20 protein-coding genes are annotated in these 19,777 nt (G+C 64.2%); 1 reads left to right on the top strand and 19 read right to left on the bottom strand.

Going from position 1 to position 19,777, the window contains the following annotated elements; translation table 11 throughout:
• Positions 1 to 68 precede the first annotated feature (68 nt).
• The 19 genes from RBJ75_RS27270 to RBJ75_RS27180 all read right to left on the bottom strand — a co-directional run bounded on the left by RBJ75_RS27270 (position 69) and on the right by RBJ75_RS27180 (position 18,106).
• Positions 69 to 1,271 carry an acetate/propionate family kinase gene (locus RBJ75_RS27270; protein WP_044414995.1) on the bottom strand — a complete coding sequence of 401 codons (1,203 nt, stop codon included), beginning with the start codon at positions 1,269 to 1,271 and terminating at the stop codon, positions 69 to 71.
• A complete protein-coding gene (locus tag RBJ75_RS27265) occupies positions 1,268 to 2,662 on the bottom strand; it encodes a bifunctional enoyl-CoA hydratase/phosphate acetyltransferase (RefSeq protein ID WP_276156307.1) in 1,395 nt (464 codons plus the stop codon). The genes RBJ75_RS27270 and RBJ75_RS27265 overlap by 4 nt, the downstream gene beginning before the upstream one ends.
• Positions 2,663 to 2,687: 25 nt before the next feature.
• On the bottom strand, positions 2,688 to 3,449 hold the full coding sequence (fabI, locus tag RBJ75_RS27260; RefSeq protein ID WP_044414219.1) for an enoyl-ACP reductase FabI: 762 nt from the start codon (positions 3,447 to 3,449) through the stop codon (positions 2,688 to 2,690).
• A gap of 140 nt (positions 3,450 to 3,589) precedes the next feature.
• A complete protein-coding gene (locus RBJ75_RS27255) occupies positions 3,590 to 4,459 on the bottom strand; it encodes an ADP-polyphosphate phosphotransferase (RefSeq protein ID WP_044414211.1) in 870 nt (289 codons plus the stop codon).
• Positions 4,456 to 5,358, bottom strand: a complete 903-nt coding sequence (locus RBJ75_RS27250; RefSeq protein ID WP_044414208.1) for a F0F1 ATP synthase subunit gamma — start codon at positions 5,356 to 5,358, stop codon at positions 4,456 to 4,458. Before RBJ75_RS27250 ends, RBJ75_RS27255 begins: the two co-directional genes overlap by 4 nt.
• On the bottom strand, positions 5,355 to 6,920 hold the full coding sequence (locus RBJ75_RS27245) for an alternate F1F0 ATPase, F1 subunit alpha (RefSeq protein ID WP_044414205.1): 1,566 nt from the start codon (positions 6,918 to 6,920) through the stop codon (positions 5,355 to 5,357). The genes RBJ75_RS27250 and RBJ75_RS27245 overlap by 4 nt, the downstream gene beginning before the upstream one ends.
• Positions 6,917 to 7,837, bottom strand: coding sequence for an ATP synthase subunit B (locus RBJ75_RS27240; protein WP_044414202.1), 921 nt, complete (start codon positions 7,835 to 7,837; stop codon positions 6,917 to 6,919). Before RBJ75_RS27240 ends, RBJ75_RS27245 begins: the two co-directional genes overlap by 4 nt.
• 2 nt (positions 7,838 to 7,839) lie before the next feature.
• Positions 7,840 to 8,121, bottom strand: a complete 282-nt coding sequence (locus tag RBJ75_RS27235) for a F0F1 ATP synthase subunit C (RefSeq protein WP_044414199.1) — start codon at positions 8,119 to 8,121, stop codon at positions 7,840 to 7,842.
• Between the two features lie 30 nt (positions 8,122 to 8,151).
• Positions 8,152 to 8,847: a F0F1 ATP synthase subunit A gene (locus RBJ75_RS27230; protein ID WP_044414197.1), complete on the bottom strand. Its 696-nt coding sequence runs from the start codon at positions 8,845 to 8,847 to the stop codon at positions 8,152 to 8,154.
• Complete coding sequence (locus RBJ75_RS27225) at positions 8,837 to 9,151, bottom strand: ATP synthase subunit I (protein WP_044414194.1); 315 nt, start codon at positions 9,149 to 9,151, stop codon at positions 8,837 to 8,839. Before RBJ75_RS27225 ends, RBJ75_RS27230 begins: the two co-directional genes overlap by 11 nt.
• Positions 9,144 to 9,482: an AtpZ/AtpI family protein gene (locus tag RBJ75_RS27220; protein WP_044414191.1), complete on the bottom strand. Its 339-nt coding sequence runs from the start codon at positions 9,480 to 9,482 to the stop codon at positions 9,144 to 9,146. The genes RBJ75_RS27225 and RBJ75_RS27220 overlap by 8 nt, the downstream gene beginning before the upstream one ends.
• Positions 9,475 to 9,879, bottom strand: a complete 405-nt coding sequence (locus RBJ75_RS27215; protein ID WP_201776322.1) for a F0F1 ATP synthase subunit epsilon — start codon at positions 9,877 to 9,879, stop codon at positions 9,475 to 9,477. Before RBJ75_RS27215 ends, RBJ75_RS27220 begins: the two co-directional genes overlap by 8 nt.
• Positions 9,854 to 11,320 carry a F0F1 ATP synthase subunit beta gene (gene atpD, locus RBJ75_RS27210; RefSeq protein ID WP_044414188.1) on the bottom strand — a complete coding sequence of 489 codons (1,467 nt, stop codon included), beginning with the start codon at positions 11,318 to 11,320 and terminating at the stop codon, positions 9,854 to 9,856. The genes RBJ75_RS27215 and atpD overlap by 26 nt, the downstream gene beginning before the upstream one ends.
• A gap of 360 nt (positions 11,321 to 11,680) precedes the next feature.
• Positions 11,681 to 12,430 (bottom strand): ABC transporter ATP-binding protein, encoded by a 750-nt coding sequence (locus RBJ75_RS27205; protein WP_044414185.1) that lies wholly within the window; start codon positions 12,428 to 12,430, stop codon positions 11,681 to 11,683.
• Positions 12,427 to 13,197: an ABC transporter ATP-binding protein gene (locus RBJ75_RS27200; protein ID WP_044414182.1), complete on the bottom strand. Its 771-nt coding sequence runs from the start codon at positions 13,195 to 13,197 to the stop codon at positions 12,427 to 12,429. Before RBJ75_RS27200 ends, RBJ75_RS27205 begins: the two co-directional genes overlap by 4 nt.
• A complete protein-coding gene (locus RBJ75_RS27195) occupies positions 13,194 to 14,417 on the bottom strand; it encodes a branched-chain amino acid ABC transporter permease (protein ID WP_044414179.1) in 1,224 nt (407 codons plus the stop codon). The genes RBJ75_RS27200 and RBJ75_RS27195 overlap by 4 nt, the downstream gene beginning before the upstream one ends.
• 4 nt (positions 14,418 to 14,421) lie before the next feature.
• A complete protein-coding gene (locus RBJ75_RS27190) occupies positions 14,422 to 15,429 on the bottom strand; it encodes a branched-chain amino acid ABC transporter permease (RefSeq protein WP_044414177.1) in 1,008 nt (335 codons plus the stop codon).
• A 274-nt stretch (positions 15,430 to 15,703) separates the two neighbouring features.
• Positions 15,704 to 17,053 (bottom strand): substrate-binding protein, encoded by a 1,350-nt coding sequence (locus RBJ75_RS27185; protein WP_044414174.1) that lies wholly within the window; start codon positions 17,051 to 17,053, stop codon positions 15,704 to 15,706.
• 363 nt (positions 17,054 to 17,416) lie between these two features.
• Entirely contained in the window at positions 17,417 to 18,106 is a 690-nt protein-coding gene (locus RBJ75_RS27180; RefSeq protein ID WP_044416755.1) for a haloacid dehalogenase type II, read from the bottom strand.
• A gap of 214 nt (positions 18,107 to 18,320) precedes the next feature.
• Between RBJ75_RS27180 and RBJ75_RS27175 the strand changes: the two genes are divergently transcribed.
• Complete coding sequence (locus RBJ75_RS27175) at positions 18,321 to 19,577, top strand: cation:proton antiporter (RefSeq protein WP_276156303.1); 1,257 nt, start codon at positions 18,321 to 18,323, stop codon at positions 19,575 to 19,577.
• Positions 19,578 to 19,777: the final 200 nt, after the last annotated feature.

The following is a 19,777-nucleotide window of genomic DNA, read 5'->3' as shown; positions in this document are numbered from 1 at the left end:
CCACGGCGCTCATTGTCGCCCACAACGGTCCCGTTGGCCTCGCAACGGCCAGCCAACAGGAAGGTTCCTCATCCCTTCGTCTGAGCGCCCCGCTCGATCAAGCGCCACACGTGCCGCGCGATCATCAGGTCTTCATTGGTCGGAATCACCCAGACCGATGTTTTGCTGTCGGCGATGGTGATGCGCGCGGCGCCGGCGGCGTTGGCCGCAGCATCGAGCGTCACGCCGAGCCATCCGGCCTGCGCGCAGACCAGGCGGCGGATCTCGGTGGCGTGTTCGCCGATGCCGCCGGTGAACACCAGCGCATCGAGCCCACCGAGCGCTGCGGCGAGCGAGCCCAACTCGCGGCCGATCCGGTAGACGAACAAGTCGATCGCCTCCTTGGCGTGCGGGTCCGCGCTCGCCAGCAGAGTCCGCATATCGTCGCTGACGCCGGAGACGCCGAGCATGCCCGAGGCATGATACAACATGTCGTTGACCGCCGCCGCGGTCATGCCTTGCTGCTGGATCAGATACAGCACCGCGCCTGGGTCGAGATTGCCGCAACGGCTTCCCATCGGCAGCCCGTCGAGCGCGGTGAAGCCCATCGTGGTCGCCACGCTGGCGCGTTCGTGCATCGCGCACAGGCTGGAGCCGCCGCCGAGATGCGCCACGACGATTTTGCCCTCGGCGGCGACGGCGCCGAGCGTGGCAGGCAACACGCTGGCGATGTATTCATAGGACAGGCCGTGAAAGCCGTAGCGCCGGACGCCCTGCGCGGTGATGCGTCGCGGCAGCGCGAACGCCGCCGCGACCTCCGGCTGGGTATGATGAAAGCCGGTGTCGAAGCACGCCACCTGCGGCAAGGACGGGTGCAGCTTGGCCAGCGCCTCGATCGCGGCGAGGTTATGCGGCTGATGCAGCGGCGCCAGCGGAACGAGCTCGCGCAGAGCATGCAGGACCACGGCATCGACGCGCACCGGTGCTGTGAAGACCAACCCGCCATGCACGACGCGATGGCCCGCCGCGGCCAGCGCCCGATCCGGAAATGTGCGCTCGATCCAGCCGATCAATCCGGCAATCGCGTCCTCATGACTGGTCGCTTTCGGCAGATGGTCGTCGGCCAGCACCGCACCGGCGCGATCCGTGGCGGTGAAATGCACGCGGTGGCCGATGCCGTCGAACGCGCCGTCGCAGATCAAATGTTGCGGGGTCGGTCGCATATGCGCCTCGAACAGCGCGAATTTGATGCTGGAGGATCCGGCATTGAGAACGATTATGACCTCGCTCATGGCAACGCTCCGGCCTTGTGCCGCGCCAGCAGCAGCGCAATCGCGCAGGAGCCGAGCCGCGCCAGCGTCTTGTCGGCGCGGCTGGTCAGGATGATCGGCACCCGGGCGCCGAGCACGATCCCGGCGACCTCCGCCTCGGCGAGGTATTCCAGCTGCTTTGCCAGCATATTGCCGGCCTCCAGATCCGGCACCACGAAGATGTCGGCGCGGCCGGCGACCGGCGAGACGATCCCCTTGGTCTTCGCCGCTTCGATCGACACCGCATTGTCGAAGGCCAGCGGCCCGTCGAGAATGCCGCCGGTGATCTGGCCGCGATCGGCCATCTTGCACAGCGCCGCGGCGTCGAGGGTGGAGCGGATGCTTTCGGTCACGGTCTCGACCGCCGACAGGATCGCCACCCGCGGCTGCGGGATATCGAGTGCATGCGCCAGCTCGATCGCGTTCTGGATGATGTCGCGCTTGTCGGCCAGCGTCGGATAGATGTTGATCGCCGCGTCGGTGACCAGCAGCGCCCGCGGATAGGCCGGCGCGTCGATCGCATAGACGTGGCTGATGCGCCGATCGGTGCGCAGGCCGAGATCGTGATCGACCACCGCGCGCATCAATTCATCGGTATGCAGCGCCCCCTTCATCAGCGCGTCGACCTGGCCGGCGCGCGCCATCGCCACCGCGGCCGCCGCCGCGGCGTCGCTGTGGGCGGTGGCGACGATGTCGTAAGCCGCCAGATCGAGTCCGGCCTGGGCGGCGGCGGCGCGGATCTTCGGCTCCGGACCGATCAGCACCGGCACGATCAGCCCGGCTCGGGCGGCGTCGATGGCGCCCAGCAGCGACGGCGCGTCGACCGGGTGCACCACCGCGGTGCGGATCGGCGCAAGCCCTTTGGTCATATCGATCAGGCGCTCATAGCGCCGGCCGCTGCGATGCAGATCGACCTCGGGCAGCAGCACCCGCGGCCGCGAGATCTTTTCCAGCGGCGCGATCACTTCGGCAATGCCGACGATCACCTCCTCGCCGCGCTGGTTGGTGGCGCGGCAGTCGAGCAGCACCTTGTGCTTGGTCTCGGCCTTCTCGGTCACCTGCACCGTCACGGTGACGGTATCGCCGAGCCGCACCGGATGGCGGAAACGCAGCGACTGATCCAAATAGATAGTGCCCGGACCCGGCAATTGGGTGCCGAGCAGCGTCGAGATCAGCGCCCCGCCCCACATCCCATGGGCGATGACCTGATGAAACTGATCGCTCTTGGCGAAATCGGCGTCGACATGCATCGGATTGACGTCGCCCGACATGATCGCGAACAGTTCGATGTCCTGGTAGCTCAGCGTCCGAACCAGACTCGCAGTGTCTCCCACCCGAATCTCGTCGAAGGTGCGGTTCTCGATCTGCTCCATCTCCAGCTCCCGCAGCGTTGCGACATCAGCCGACGATATGATAGCCGGCATCGATATAGGCGATGTTGCCGGTCAACGCGCTTGCGCCGTCGCTCACCAGAAAGGCCGCGAGATTGCCGACGTCTTCGATCGACACCAGCCGGTGCTCGGGGGTGCGCGCGCGCGCCCGCTCCAGCAACTCGTCGAACCGCGCGATGCCCGAGGCGGCGCGGGTCTTCAGCGGCCCGGGCGACAGGGCGTGCACCCGGATCCGCTTGGCGCCGAGTTCGACCGCCATATAGCGCACCGAACTTTCCAGCGCGGCCTTCACCGGCCCCATCAGATTGTAATCCTCGACCACCTTTTCGGAGCCATAGAAGGTGACGGTCAGCAGGCATCCACCTTGCGCCATCAGCGGCTCGGCCAGCCGCGCCATTCGGATGAAGGAATGGCACGACACATCCATCGCCTCGGCGAACCCGGCCTGCGAGCAATCGACCACGCGGCCGTGCAGATCGTCCCGCGGCGCATAGGCGATCGAATGCAGCAGGAAATCCAGCCTGCCCCAGCGCTTTTCGATTTCCGCGAACACCGCTTCGAGCTGGCCCGGCTCGCGCACGTCGCAGGGCACCAGGATCGGGCATGCGAGCTGGTCGGCCAGCGGCGCGACGTAGGGCTTGGCCTTGTCGTTCAGATAGGTGATCGCCAGTTCTGCGCCGGCATCGGCAAGCACCTTGGCGCAGCCATAGGCGATGCTGTGCTCATTGGCGATTCCGACGATCAATCCCCTCTTGCCTTGAAGCGACATGATTTCTTCCGATTGCATTTTGGTGGGCATCATCTTGCATAACAGCCGGATGCGACCGCGCTCGCGCGGCGATCGCATCCGGGAGTATCGCATAGCACCGCTTTGCGCTCGGCTTCATGACCGAGCGCCGCCGCGCAAACCTACTTCACCAATTCCTTGCGGAGTTTGAGCAGTTCCTTGTGGCGCGCGGGGGTGGTTTTCGGATAGCTCATCTTGAGCGATTGCAGCGCGTCGACGATCACCTCGGAGACAATCAGGCGGGCATTTTCCTTGTCGTCCGCCGGCACGACATACCATGGCGCGTGCTCGGTGCTGGTCTCGCTGAGGCAGTGTTCATAGGCCTTCATGTAGTCCTTCCAGTATTTGCGCTCCTCGATGTCGGCCTCGCTGAACTTCCAGTTCTTGTCGGGGTCGTCGATCCGCGCCAGGAACCGCTTGCGCTGCTCATCCTTCGACAGATGCAGAAAGAATTTGACGATCCGCGTGCCGTTGGCTTGCAGGTGTCTTTCCATGTCGACGATCGAGCGATAGCGCCCCTCCCAGAGTTTCTTGTCGTGATGCGGCGTCTCCGGAATCGATTCGCTGCGCAGAATATCCGGATGGACACGGACGATCAGCACCTCCTCGTAATAGGAGCGGTTAAAGATTCCGATCCGGCCGCGCTCGGGCAAAGCGCGCGTGGTGCGCCAGAGAAAATCGTGTTCGAGCTCCGCGGCGCTGGGATGTTTGAAGCTGAACACCTGGCATCCCTGCGGATTGACGCCCGACATCACATGGCGGATCGCGCCATCCTTGCCGGCTGCGTCCATCGCCTGGAAGATCAGCAGAATGGCATGGCTATCGGACGCATAGAGCAGCTGCTGCTGCTTGCTGAGCTCCGCGACCTGTTCGGCGAGCATGGTCTCGTAGTGCTCCTTGGACTTGTAGACCGGCTTCACCTTGGTCGGCCATTTGTCGAGCTTGACGTGATCGCCCTCCCCGACGCGAAAGTCCTTGGTGTTGATTTTCATCTTGATTCCTTTCGATGCTGCCGCGCGCCGCCCAAGGCGTCGAACCCTGAGATCACGTCGAACAACTCCTCGTCAATGCTGCTCTGGCGCAGCTGGTGGAAGGCGCCATGCAGATGATCCAGCAGATCCCTGATGTTCTTGTCGGCGCGTTGCATCGCCGCCAGCCGGCTGGCGTTCTCGCTGGCCAGTGACTCGGCGCAGGCCCGGAACAGCGAGATGAACAGATACTCGCCGATCAGCGCCTTCAAGGTCGCCACGCCACCCAGCACCTCCGGCAGGTTTCCGCTCGGCCAGGCGAGCTTCGCCAGCCCGCGCTGCCATTGCGCATCGAGTGGCAGCAAACGGCGGCCGACCGGCTGATACAGCGAGCCCGACAATGGCTGGTTGTGGAACACCCACAGGCTGGCGCCGTCATCGCGCGGCAGCCGCGCATCGGTTTCGATCCGCAGCTCGGCCACCAGCGGGGTGATGGCCCCAACCGAGCCGGGCACCGCCAGCAACCCGACCAGCGGCAGCCCGGCATCCGCCAGGCGCGCGTGAACCCGTTCGCCGACCGCCCAGACATGAACCTCGCCAGGCAGCGCCGCCAGCGCCTTGATGGCGTGGTCCGCGACCAGATCGTTGAACTGTCCGACCAATCCCTGATCGGAGCCGAACACGATGGCGCCGACCACATCGGCGGGCCGGGGCGTCGCCGGCTCGGCAGCCACCGGCACGAGGTCGCGGAAGCACACCCCGAGGCCGAGCTCGACCGTGCGATAATAATCGCTCAATGCGCGCACCGAATTCTCGTATTGGCCGATGCTGGAGGCCGCCAGCGCCTTCATGGTGCGGACCACCGACTGCAGATCCCCGGCGCTGCTGATCTTGCGGCGAAGCCCCTCGACGGTGTCGCTCATGGCTGCTGGTCCGCCGCCCGGGCCGCGCTGGCATCCGGCTGCAACGGCGCCAGCGCCTGGCGGGCAAGTTCGATGATCGCCTCGCGGTCGGCGTCGCCCAATTTGGCGGCGCTGTCGAAACGCGCCGCGATCTCCGCCGGGATGTTGGCCGCCGCCTGCTGCACCGCGTTTTGCGCATCGATCATCCGATCGAGCGCGATGCCGTCGAACAATCCGGCGGTCAGCGCCAGCAGCACGGCGATCTGCGCCGGCACCGCGACCGGCGAAAACTCCGGCTGCTTCAGACAGGCCCGGATCCGCCGTCCATGCGCGATGGTCTTGCGGGTGTCGTCATCCAGCCGCGCGCCGAACCGGGCAAAGGTCTCCAGCTCCTCGAACTGCGCATAGGCCAGCTTGAGATCGCCCGCCACCGCCCGATAGGCGGCGCGCTGCGCCTTGCCGCCGACCCGCGACACGGATTTTCCGACATCGACGGCGGGCAGCACGCCCAGCTCGAACAAGGACGGCGACAGATAGATCTGGCCGTCGGTGATCGAGATCAGATTGGTCGGAATATAGGCCGAGATGTTCTGCGCCTCGGTCTCGATGATCGGCAGCGCGGTCAGCGAGCCGCCGCCGAGTTCGGGGCGCAGATGCGTCGCGCGTTCCAGCAGCCGCGAGTGAATATAGAAGATATCGCCGGGAAACGCCTCGCGGCCGGGCGGCCGGCGCAGCAGCAGCGACAATTCGCGATAGGCGCGCGCATGATGGGTCAGATCATCATAGACCACCAGCACGTCGCGGCCCTGCTCCATGAAATATTCGCCGATCGACGTTGCCGCATAGGGCGCGATGTAAGCCAGCCCGGGCGGATCATTGCCTTCGGTGACGACCAGGACGGTGTAGTCCATCGCGTCATGCTGGCGCAGCGTCGCCACCGTCTTGGCCACCGACGAGGCGCGCTGGCCGATCGCGCAATAGATGCACAGAACATCCTTGCCGCGCTGGTTGAGGATGGTGTCGATCGCGATCGCGGTCTTGCCGGTCTGGCGATCGCCGAGGATCAGTTCGCGCTGGCCGCGGCCAACCGGAATCAGCGCGTCGATCACCTTCAGCCCGGTCTGCAGCGGCACCGTGACCGGCGCACGATCCATGATCGCCGGCGCAGGGCGTTCGATCGGCCGCCGCCCGGCGGCCGCGACCGTGCCATTGCCGTCGAGCGGCCGGCCGAGCGGATCGATCACCCGCCCCAGCAATCCGTCGCCGACCAGCACATCCATCACCCGGCCGGTGCGCCGCACCTCGTCGCCGGCGTTCAGGTGCCAATAGTCACCGAGCAGCACCACGCCGATTTCGTCCTCGTCGACATTGAAGGCGATGCCGAGCACGCCGCCGGGAAACGCCACCAATTCCTCGAATCCGACGCCGGGAAGCCCGGAGACTTTGGCGATGCCGGTGGCGATACTGACCACCCTGCCGACTTCGTGCGGGGTCAGCTTGGGCGCAAACGCCGCGCGCGCCGCGCCGATTTCGGTGAAGGCGCGGTCGAATACGGTCTGCAGGCTGTCGGGCGCGGCGGTCATTGCTGCTTCGATCCGGTCTTGGTCTTTCGCGATCGCGTCGCCGGCTTGGCGGGCGTCGCGACGGCTTGGTCCTTTGACGCAACCTTGGGCTCGGACTTGAGTTCCGATTTGGGTTCGACCTTGGCCTCGGTTTTGGGCTCCGTCGTGGTCTCCGGCGCTGCCTTGGCCTTCAGAAGTTCGCCGATGCCCTCTTCCAGCGACACCAGATAATCGGCAATGCTCCAGGCCAGCTTCTGACCGCTGGTCGAAAATTCGATGCCGCTGACCAGATCCGGCGCGGTTTCGTAGCGAAGCTTGATGTCGCCGCCAAAGCTGTCGTTGAGCGCCTGCTGCAATGTCGCCTGTTGCTCGGCGGGCAGATCGAAGGCGCTGCGCAGCAGCGCCGGCTCCGACGACGACGCCAGCGCCTGGGCCAGCCCGTCCTTCACCTCGGCGTCGAGCGCGCCCAGCTTGCGCACGAACACCTCCACCATGCGCTGCTCCAGGCTGGCCCCGGCCAGGTCGGCCAGCGCCTTGCGGGCGATCGCGAACACCTCTTGCTGGGTGCGGCGAACGATCGCCTGGTTGAGATTTTCGGCATCGTTGCGCAGCGTCTCCTGGCGCTTGCGGCTCAACGCCTCGGCGGCGGTGCGCGCGGCCTCGAACAGACGCTGGCGCTCGGCCTTGGCCTCGTCCGTCGCCTTGCCGAGCAGCGCCGCACGGGCCTGATCGAACTCGTCATTCTTGCGCTGAAACTGATCGCGCTCCTGTTGCGCCTCGGCCTGCTTGGCGGCGGCGTCCGCCAGTTCGGCGGCGATCCTATTCTCGCGCGCATCCAGCGCGTCGAGGATCGGCTTGTACAAAAACCGCTTCAACAGCCACACCAGGATGACGAAATTCAGCGCCTGCGCCGCGACCGTGAACCAATCGATCAGCATGGCTACTTCCCGGCGGCCTGGGCGATGACGTGATTCCAGAACGGATTGGCGAAGATCAAAATCATCGACACCACAAAGCAGTAGATCGCCACGGATTCGATCATCGCCAGGCCCACGAACAGGGTCCGGGTAATGGTCGACGCCGCATCGGGCTGCTGCGCCAAGGAACTCAAGGCGGTGGCGACCGCGCGGCCTTCGCCGAGCGAGGGACCGATGCTGCCCACAGCGATCGTCAGGCCGGCGGTGACGATCGAGGCGATGGCAATAAGCGTGACACTATCCATGACATGTCCTTTGAGAGGTAAGTTGGCGCCTCAGCGCGACGCGTCGGGCTCGTGTCGGGACGAGCTGACGCGCGTGGCGGAGGCGATATAGACCGCGGCGAGAATGCTGAAAATGTAAGCCTGCACCATGCCGGTCAGCAGTCCGAGCGCGCTCATCGCGATCGGAAATACGAACGGCGTGATGGTCAGCAGGATGGCGAGGATCATCGCGCCGCTCATCATGTTGCCGAACAGGCGAACCGCCAGCGCCAGGGTCCGCGACGCCTCGCTGATGATGTTGAACGGCAACATGATGAAGGTCGGCTCGATATAGGATTTCAGATAGCCGCCAAGGCCCTGCTCGCGGACGCCGAAATACGGCACCACCACGAATACGCACAGCGCCAGCGCCGCCGTGGTCGACAGCGACCCGGTCGGCGGCTCGAAGCCGGGAATCAGGCTGGAGAGGGTGGCGGCGGCGATCAACAAAAACAACGTGCCGAGAAAGCCGATATAGCGCCTCGGATGGCGCAGGCCGACGTCCTCGATCTGCTTTTCGATGCCGATCACGATGATTTCCAGCATCGCCTGCCAGCGCGAGCGTTCGAGTCCGGTGGACAGGTTGCGGGTGATCAGCATCGATCCCCCCACCAGCACCAGCATCAGCATCCAGGTAAACGCGATGGTGCCGTTGATCTTGAAGAATCCAACTTGCCAGAAGATGATTTGATCGGGACTAAGGCGCATAGCCGGCCTCCTTGGCGACGCCGGACCGGGCGTCGCCCGCTCCCCGCGTCAGCCGGGTGACGGCAAAGCGCGCGATCGTGAATCCAACGAGACAACTCAGCAGCCGCTGCCAGTCTCCGCCCGACACCAGATAGAATCCGCACAAGGCGATCGCCATTCGCAGCAGCAGGCTGCCGAACACCCACAGCGCCGGCCGCGGCGACGACACCACCTTGCGTACCGTCCACCACAGCCCGCCGAAGAAAAAACCGCCGAGCGCCAAGCCAGCGATGCCGGCAAGCAGCAATGGCAGCAGTTCATTCATTGTCATCATCCTGCTCCTCGCGGATCGCCTTGTCCTGATTGGCGACCCAGTACCAGGCATTGAAACAGCCGATGCACAGCCCGGCCACCAGCAGCGCCAGGGTCCAACCATGACGGCTCGGAAAATGCCGGTCGAGCCACAGGCCGAGCGCCGCGCCGAGCAGGGTCGGCACCGCCACCGACCAGCCAATCAGCCCCATCATCCCGAGACCGAACCAGATGCCCCGCTCGGCGTGCCGCCGCGCCTTCAGCTTGCGCGCCGCCTTGGCACCGACCTGTTCGCCGAGCGTGGGTTGCGGCTTCGCCGCGGGGGCTTCGAATTCGTCAGTCACGGTGCATGCTCGCCATCCGCCGAACCAGATCGCCCTCCATTTTCGCCAACACCGCGCGGACGTCTCGTTCGTGGCCGTCCATGGTCAGGAATTCGCGGTCGACCGCCGCGCGCAATTGATCGAGATCGGCGCCGCCGTGAGCGCAGCGCACCGAGACCAACACCTGGTCGCCGGTCTTGACCAGCACGCCCTCGTCCACCGCGACGAAGATCTCGCCATCCGCCTTGGTCTGATAGGTCAAGATGCCGGGCGCCAGCGTGGCGACGCAGTCCAGCCGTTGCGGCAGCAAGCCGAACGAGCCGGCGCGGGTTTCGGCGACAATGCGCAGCACCTCGGCCTTGTCGGCAAACACCCGGAATGGCAGGAGAATCTTAAGATGCATCGACGTCGACGGCATCGGCGACCTCCCGATCGGGCTTGGCCGCGGCGGCCGGTTTTGCCGTCGGCTTTGCTTTCTCCTTGGCCTCGTCGATCGCGCCGATCATATAAAGCGCGCTTTCCGGGTAATCCTTGAACTCGTCGTTGAGGATGCGCTCGCAGCCGTCCAGCGCGTCGGCGAGACTGACCAGCTTGCCCTTCAAGCCGGTGAATTGCTCGGTGGTGAAGAAGGGCTGGGTGAGAAAGCGCTCCAGCCGGCGGGCGCGGACCACCACATTGCGATCCTCCGGCGACAATTGCTCCAGACCGAGCATGGCGATGATGTCCTTGAGCTCGGCATATTGCGCCAGCGTGCGGCGGATCTCCTGCGCCAGACGATAATGCCGCTCGCCGACAATGCCCGGCGTCGCCATTTTGGAGCTGGATTGCAGTGGATCGATCGCCGGAAACAGCCCTTCGCTGGCGCGGTCGCGCGACAGCACGATCGAGGCCGATAGATGCGAAAAGGTGTGCACCGCCGCCGGATCGGTGAAATCGTCGGCCGGCACATAGACCGCCTGGATCGAGGTGATGGCGCCGGTGTCGGTATTGGCGATGCGCTCTTCCAGCCCCGACAATTCGGTACCCATGGTCGGCTGATAGCCCAGCCGCGACGGCATCTGCCCCATCAGTCCCGACACTTCCATGCCGGCCTGGATGAAGCGGAAAATATTGTCGACCAGCAGCAAGACGTCGCGGTGTTCGTCGTCGCGAAAATATTCGGCCATGGTCAGCGCCGCATGGCCGACCCGGAATCGCGCGCCCGGCGGCTCGTTCATCTGGCCGAACACCATCACCATATTGGGCAGCACATTGGCTTCCTTCATCGCGTCGTAGAGCTCCTGCCCTTCGCGGCAACGCTCGCCGATGCCGCAGAAGATGCTGACGCCCTCGTGATGCCCGATCATGTTGTGAATCATTTCGGTCAACAGCACGGTCTTGCCGACGCCCGCGCCGCCGAACAGCCCGGCCTTGCCGCCCCGCTCCAGCGGCACCAGCACGTCGATGACCTTGATGCCGGTCTCGAAGATTTCCGATCTGGTCGAGCGCCGCGCCAACGACGGCGGGGCGCGATGCACCGACCGCCATTGCACATCGATTGGGGCGGCGACGCGATCGATCGCGTTGCCGAACACGTCGAACATCCGCGACAACACCGCCTTGCCGACCGGCGCCTGTAGCGGCCCCCCGCTGTCCTGCACCGCCATGCCGCGCGCCAGCCCCTGGGTCGGGGTCAGCGCGATCCCGCGCACATGCTGCGAATCCAGCTGCGCCAACACCTCGATCACGATCGCGTTGCCGACGCCGGCGCGCAGCACGGTATAGATCGGCGGCAACTGCCGGTCGAACCTGATATCCACCACGCTGCCGCGCACCGAGACCACAATACCGATATTGGATGGTCTGGTGCTGTCTTCCATGGGAGCTCCGGGGGGGACGCGGTCGGGCTTGGCAAGATGTCTGCCACCCAACATAGACATGCTTTATGTCTTTGCGCTGGCAGCGGCTGCAGAAATTTGATGCAGATCGAACGAAGTGGAGGCGCTATGCGCCAGCGGGCGGTGATCAGCCGCGACGGGTAGCGGCCCGCGGTCCGCAAGTACCGCCGAACGTCGTCAGCACGCCGCCGAAACGCCTCAGCGATCACGAATGGAAGACATCCGAAAACAGCAGCGACGCCCGATCGACGCGCACGCCAAAAGACGCCCCGGTGGGTGAATGAGTCCGAGTGGGCGATGCCCGCCCGGCCACGCGCCGCCGCGTCGGCCGCGCCGCGGCGATCAGATCGCCAGATAGCGGTGACGCAGATCCTCGCTGTCGAGAACGAATTGCGCCGAGCCGTCGAACACCACTTCGCCGGTGTCGAGGATCACGGCGCGGTCGGACAGCTGCAACGCCGCCACCGCGTTCTGTTCGACAATGATGCTGGTAATGCCGGCGGCGCGGACTTCCTTCAGCGCCCGGGCGATATCCTGGCGGATCACCGGCGCCAGTCCCTCATAGGGCTCGTCGAGCAGCAGCAGCTTGAGATCGCGGGCCAGCGCGCGGGCGATGGCGAGCATCTGCTGCTCGCCGCCGGACAGCGTCACGCCCTCCTGCTTGCGGCGCTCTGCCAACCGCGGAAACAGCTCGTAGATCCGCTCGAACGACCAGCCGATGCTGCCCGAGATGATCGCCAGTTGCAGGTTCTGTTCGACCGTCATGCCCGGAATGATGCGGCGATCTTCCTGGACCAGTTGCACGCCGGCCTCGGCCGCGACGTAATTCGGCTTGCCGTGCAGCTTGACGCCGTCGAGCATGATTTCACCGCTGTGCAGCACCGGCGTCGAAGCCCGGGCGATGGCGCGCAGCGTCGAGGTCTTGCCGGCGCCGTTGCGGCCGAGCAGCGCCAGGATCTCGCCCTTGTTGAGCGAGAACGACACATTCTGCACGATATAGCTGTCGCCATAATAGGCGTCGATGCCACGGCAGGAGAAGAACGGCTCGGCGGAGCCGGCCTCGGCCGGGCGGGTTTCGGTCTCAACGCTCATACCTGCTCCTCACCGAGATAGGCCTCGATCACTTTCGGATTGCCCTTGATCTCGTCCGGCACGCCCTGCGCGATCACGCAGCCGCCGGCCAGCACGGTGATCCGATCGGCCAGCGAAAACACCACATGCATGTCGTGCTCGATGATGACGATGGTCATGCCGGATTGTTTGATGGTCTTCAGGATTTCGATGGTGGCGTTGGTGTCGGCGCGGGCCATGCCGGCGGTGGGCTCATCCAGCAGCAACAGCTTCGGCTTCTGCACCAGGCTCATCACCATTTCGAGCCGCCGCTTGTCGCCGCGCGAGAGCGAACCCGCCAGATGATAGATGTGCTCGCCCAACCCGAGATTGCCGAGCTCCTTGATCGAACGCTGGCCGATTTCGCCCTGCTCGTCGAAACGCGACACCAGTTTCAGGCGAAACGCGCCGTCGCGGTGCGACAGCATCGCCATCATCACATTCTCGATCACGGTGAGATCGCCGAAGATTTCCGGGGTCTGGAACACCCGCGCGACACCAAGCTGGTTGATCTCGTAGGGCGGCAGTCCGGTCAGCTCGGTGCCGGAGAACAGCACCTTGCCCTTGGTCGGTTCGATGACGCCGACGCAGACATTGAGCAGCGTCGACTTGCCGGCGCCGTTGGGACCGATGATGGCATGGGTCTCGCCGCGGCGGATGTCGAGATTGACGTCGCTGAGCGCCTGCAGACCGGAAAAGGTCTTGGAGACGTGATCGATGTGAAAGATGATGTCGTTGGTCGCACTCATGGCGTGGTCGCCTTCGTCTTGGCGTCAAGGGGCCGTTTCGGCGCCCCCGGCGCGCCGTGGCCCTTCGGCATTTCCTCGATCACGCTCTCGCCGATGGCGTCGCGTTGCGGCGAATCGCCGAGCGACTTGACCTTCGGGGTGTGCTTGACGCCGAAGATCCGCATCACGCCTTCCATGATGCCGCCGGGCAGGAAGATGACGACGCCCATGAACAGCAGCCCCAGCGTGAGCTGCCAGCCTTCGCCCACGAACAGGCCCAGGGTCTTGACCAGACCTTCGCGGATCGAATCCGGCACGAAGGAGAAGATCGACAACAATTGCTGCTCATTATAGGCCGAGAAGATATTCTCGAAATATTTGATCAGGCCGGTGCCGAGCACCGGGCCGACCAGCGTTCCGGCGCCGCCCAGGATGGTCATCAGCACCACCTCGCCGGACGCCGTCCACTGCATCCGCTCGGCGCCGGCCAGCGGATCGGTGGCCGCCAGCAACGAACCGGCAAGCCCCGCATACATGCCCGAAATGATGAAGGCGCTGAGCAGATAGGGCCGGCTGTGATAGCCGGTATAGCCCATCCGGTTCTGGTTGGATTTGATGGCACGCAGCGTCATCCCGAATGGCGAACGGAACACCGCGATCGACAGGCCGAAGGCCGCACAGAGAATCGTGCCGCAGATGTAATAACCGGTCCAGCCGGTGATCTCCATGCCGAGCAGCGACGGGGTGAACCCGGTATTGCCGAGCGCGGCGTCGAGATAGCGCGGATCGTGCCGCAACACGCGCAGGCCGGTTTCGCCATTGGTGATCGGCGTCAGCACCGAATAGGCCATGTTGTAGCACATCTGCGCGAAGGCCAGCGTCAGGATCGAGAAGTAGATCCCGGAGCGCCGCAGGCTGATGAAGCCGATCACCAGCGCCAGCAGCGCGGCCATCAGCACCGACAGCAGGATTGCCGGCAGCAGATCCATCGACAGCAATTTGAACGACCACACCGCGGCATAGGAGCCGACGCCAAGAAACGCGGCATGGCCGAACGACAGATAGCCGGTGAGACCGAACAGGATGTTGAAGCCGATCGCAAAGATCCCGTAGATCGCGAATTTCTGCAGCAGATCCGGATAGCCGGCTCCGATCGGTTTGAGGATGATCGGCGCCGCCACCATCGCAATGATGAAGCAGGCCAGCAGGATCCAGTCGGCAAGTTTGGAGGTGTGCTTCATCTGATCAGCTCTCCATCACGCCTTTGCGCCCCATCAATCCGCGGGGGCGGACCAACAGAATGGCGACGGCGATCAGGTAAATGATGATCTGGTCGATGCCAGGCACCAGGGATTTGATCTCGTTCATCGAGGCGAAGGATTGCAGGATCCCGAGCAGAAATCCGGCCAGTACCGCGCCCGGCAGCGACCCCATGCCGCCGACCACCACGACCACGAAGGACAACACCAGGAAATCCATGCCCATGTGATAGTCCGGCGGCAGGATCGGCGTGTACATCACCCCGGCGACGCCGGCCACCACGGCCGCGATCCCGAACACGATGGTAAAGCGCCGCTCGATATTGATGCCGAGCAGGCCGACGGTCTCACGATCCGCCATCCCGGCCCGCACCACCATGCCGAAAGTGGTGAGCTGCAGGAAGGCGAACACGGCGGCGATCACGCCGAGTGAAAATGCCAGATAGACGATGCGCCAATAGGGATAGACGATCGTGCTGGTGATCTGCAGGCTGCCGGAGAACATCCCCGGCGCGGCCTGCGGAATCGGATTGGCGCCGAACATCTGCTTGACGATCTCCTGCAGCACGATCGCCAGGCCGAACGTCACCAGGATCTGGTCGGCATGCGGGCGCTTGTAGAAGAACCGGATCAGGCCGCGTTCCATGATCACGCCCAGCAGCAGCATCACCGGGATCGCCACCAGGATCGAGACCGGGACCGAGTAGTCGATCAGAAACTTGCCCCAATCGCCGAGCATGGCCTGGACATAGGGCGTCTTGATCTCGAGCGGCGAGCCCCATGGGGTCATCCGGGTCGGATCAACCCGAATGGTTTCCAGCGTCAGCAGCTTGTTGAAAGTAACGGCGCAAAACGCGCCGAGCATGAACAGCGCGCCATGTGCGAAATTGACGATGCCGAGCGTGCCGAACGCCAGCGTCAGCCCGAGCGCGATCAGCGCGTAGGCCCCGCCTTTGTCGAGCCCGTTCAGGATCTGCAGAATGATGGCGTCCATGCGTCCTCAACCCCCTGTTAGCCATGCGCAGCGTTTCGGCGCTGACGTCGATGATCACGCCGCTGAGAGATCGAAGGATGGCGTTCAATCGCGGACCGCCCGGCGGCAGATCCGACCCGATCGATCCGGCATTCCAGCTTCGTTTCAGCTTCGGAATACGCTTCGGTCGGTCACGACCGCAGAACACAAGCCGGTCGGCTGAACCTGGGGGCCCAGCCGACCGGGGACTCAAACCGGTCGAATCAGCTGTAGCGGATTCGATCAGTTGCGAATATCAGCATTTTATCGCCGCGCTCGACCCGAGCTCACCGCCGAAGATCTTCGGATCATAGGTCACCTGCGACGCCGGAACGATCTTCTTGACTTCGAGAAGGTCGTACTTGTCCTTCGGCGCTTCCTTGCCCTGCACCACCAGCACGTCCTTGAAGCACTGGTGATCGGCGCCACGGTACAAGGTCTTGCCGTTGCCCATGCCATCGAAGTTGAAGTCTTCCAGGGCCTTGATCACCTGGGGCGGGCTGAAGCTACCGGCGCGCTCACAGGCATCGGCATAAAGCAACGCCTGGACGTAGCAGGTCTGCGCCGCCTGCGAGGGCGGAGCGCCATATTCGGCGCCGAACGATTTGGTGAAGGCGCTGGTCGCCGGGTCTTCGAGCTTCCAGTCCCAATTGGCGGTGCCGTAGATGCCCTTGATCTTGTCGCCGGCGCCCTGAGCCATCAGCTCGGAGAACAGCGGCACCACGATCTCGAACTTCTTGCCATTGGCCATCTTGTCGCGCAGACCGAACTGCACCGCCTGGGTCAAGGAGTTGATCATGTCCTTGCCGTAGTGGTTCAGGATCAGCACGTCGGCGCCGGAATTGAGAACCGGCGTGATGTATTGCGAGAAGTCGCCGGCGCCGAGCGGGGTACGAACCGCCTTGACGGTCTGCCAACCCTCTTTCTCTGTGGCGTTCTTCATCGACTCTTCCTGGGTCCAGCCCCAGGTATAGTCGGCGGTCAAGTGATAGGCCTTGCGGTCCTTGCCATAGGCTTCGGCCAGCACCGGGCCGAGCGCGACGCCCGACATATAGGCATTGAAGAAGTGCCGGAACCCGTAAGCGCGCTTGTCCTTGCCGGTGGTGTCGTTGGAATGGGTCAGGCCGGCCATGAAGATCACGCCGGCATCCTGGCACAACGACTGCACCGCCACCGCCACGCCGGAGGACGAGCCGCCGGTGATCATGATGGCGCCGTCCTTTTCGATCATCCGCTTGGCGGATGCCCGGGCGGCGTCGGATTTGGTCTGGGTATCGCCGGAGACGAAGGCGACCTTCTTGCCGAGCACGCCATTGCCCTTCAGCGCGGTCGGTTTCATCGTCTTCAGCATGCCGCCGTCGCCCTCGCCGTTGAGGTGCTTGACCGCGAGCTGATAGGCGCGAAGCTCGTCCATGCCTTCATCGGCATAGGGCCCGGACTGCGGCACGTTGAAGCCGAAGGTGACGGTCTTGCCTTTCGGCATGTTGCAGAAATCGTCGGCCCAAGCGTCGCGAATGAAAAATGCCGGGGTGGCAAGAGCGGCAGCGCCTGCAATGCCGGTCTTAAGCGCGGTTCTACGATCAATAATAAACCGATTGTCGGCCATCTATCTCTCCTGGGGTTGCCTCGACTTGACTTTTTTATGACAGAGACAACTCGCGCCCGAAGCGGGCACAAGTCCCCTCAGGTCACGAGTTCTTCTGACTCTGATGGCCGGATCGTGGGCAACGGCAATCAAGCCGTCAACCGCTACATTTGTCTAACGAAGCTATCCGGCGAAGTAGTTGACAATGAGAAGTTAGCAATCACGGCCGAGGCGTCGCTGATTGTTGCGTTGCGCTTATTTGCCGCTGGTCGAACCAATTCCCGGTTTCCGGCATAGCGCCCTCACAAGGCTGCGCCGAACCGCCGAGATCGACGTGCACTGCATTGCGGGATAACGATGACAGGGGTTTAGTCGGGGGCGGCCTCAATCGAGGCCAAGTATTCCGGGAAGCTCCGCCAGCGACCGGATCTCCCGATCGGGACGCCCAGGCAATCGTTCGGCGACCTGCCCCATGCGATTGCACCAGACCACCTGCATGCCGAAAGCCGATGCCGCATAGGCATCCCAGCCATTGGAGGATTGAAAGCAGATCGCCGAGGCCGGTAATTCCAACTGATCGAGCGCCAGCTGATACACTTTTGGATCGGGCTTGAACACGCCGACCTGTTCCACCGACAACACCAGATCGATCAGCTCCGCCACCTTGGCGCTGGCGACCGCCGCGGCGAGCATGTCGGGGGACCCATTCGACAGGATCGCGGTGCGCAGGCCGGCCTCTTTGATGCGCTGCAACACGTCCGGAACTTCCGGATAGGCATCCAGCGTTATATAAAGACTCAGCAACCGGTCGCGCAGGCCGGGCCGTTCGATCCGCAAACTGGCCAGCGCAAAATCCAGCGCATCGGCGGTGACCTGCCAGAAATCCGCGTGTCGCTTCTGCGCCGCGCGCAGCCAAGTATATTGCAGTTGCTTGTCCCGCCACAGCGCGGCGAGCCGATCGACGTCGGAGCCGAGCACGTCGCCACAACGGTTCGCGGCGCTGCCGACGTCGAACAGCGTGCCATAGGCGTCGAACACGCACGCCTTGACCCCAATCAACGGTGTCGCGTCCATCGATCACCCCTCGAATTGCCTTCACGCGATTCGTCCGTCATCCAGCCCGAAGCCTCGCCACGAAGTCAAGCCGTGTCACGACCTGCCGTCGGGCCGCCCAGGGTTGACTTCACCGGCCGGACGCGGGACCACCATCCGCCCGGCTGAACAAGCTTGAATCGCGCCTTGCACGGCGCTTTTTGGTTTAAGCCCCCCAAGCTGCAAGGCACCGCACATGTTGTCACTGTTCGATGTCATCGCCATCCTGCTTGTGCTGACCGCGTCGTTCGCGTGGATCAACCACGTCGTGTTGGGTCTGCCCAACCAGATCGGCCTGCTGCTGATGGGGCTGCTGGCCTCGCTGGTGCTGGTCGCGGTCGAACTGGCATTTCCGGACGCGCCGGTGTTTCATGAAATTTCGACGCTGCTGCGCGGCATCGATTTCTCCGACACGCTGCTGAACGGCATGCTGGGCTTCCTGCTGTTCGCGGGCGCCCTGCAGATCGATCTGTCGCGCTTGCGGTCGCGCAGATGGATCGTCGGCACCATGGCGACGCTCGGCGTCTTTATTTCGACGGCGCTGGTCGGCACCGGATTCTGGTTGGCCGCGAAACTGTTCGGCATCGCGATGCCGTTCGCCTGGGCGCTGGTGTTCGGCGCCCTGATCAGCCCCACCGATCCGATCGCAGTGCTCAGCACGCTGAAGACGATCTCGATTCCTGAGTCGCTGGAAATGGACATCTCCGGCGAGGCGCTGTTCAACGATGGCGTCGGCGTCGTGCTGTTCACGATTCTGTTAGCCGCGGCGACCACCGCCGGCGGCGAATTCGGACCAATCGAATTCGCCCGTCTGTTCGCCGTCGAGGCCGGCGGCGGCGCACTGCTGGGCCTCGTGACCGGTTACATCGCCTATCGGGGGATGCGGATGCTCGACGACTATCCGATCGAGGTCCTGATCTCGATCGCGCTGGTGACGGGGACCTACGCCCTGGCCGCAAGGCTTCATGTCAGCGGTCCGATCGCGGTCGTGGCCTGCGGCGTGCTGATCGGCAATCGCGGCGCCGAATTGGCGATGAGCGACGTCACCCGCCGTTATCTGTTCGGGTTCTGGACGCTGATCGACGAGATGCTGAATTCCGTTCTATTCCTGCTGATCGGCATTGAAGTGCTGGTGCTCGGCGCCGATCTCACGCTGGCGCCGCTCGCGCTCGCCGCGATACCGATCGTGCTGATTGCCAGATTTCTCTCGGTCTCGCTGCCGATCAATCTGCTGCGGCTGGGCTATCGCTTCGAAAGGGGAACCGTCCGGATCCTGACCTGGGGCGGCGTGCGCGGCGGCATTTCGGTGGCGCTGGTCTTGGCGATCTCACCCAACGAGTTCAAGCCGGCGCTGGCCGCGGCAACCTACACCGTCGCGGTCTTTACCATCGTGGTGCAGGGCCTCAGCCTCGCCTGGATGGTCGGCAAGCTCGGCGTCGGCACGAAGAAATAATCCTGTGCGTTTCAGATCGGCGCTTTGTCGGACTGGCCGTTGCATGAAGACGCCGCTCGCCCTACGAAACCGCCATGACGAGCCTCGCGGCCGTTGCGGCGGCATGCCTTGCCGCGTTGGCCGGCCACCCATCGCGAAGCGGAATCGACCTGACGCGGCGGGGCTCGTGGTGTAGACACGGCGTGACGCGCAGGGGATTC

Source organism: Rhodopseudomonas sp. BAL398 (assembly GCF_033001325.1).
In the GTDB taxonomy this organism is placed as follows: Bacteria; Pseudomonadota; Alphaproteobacteria; order Rhizobiales; family Xanthobacteraceae; genus JARJEH01.
Note: the sequence above shows the minus strand (reverse complement) of the source record. Positions and strands in the feature narration are given on the sequence as shown.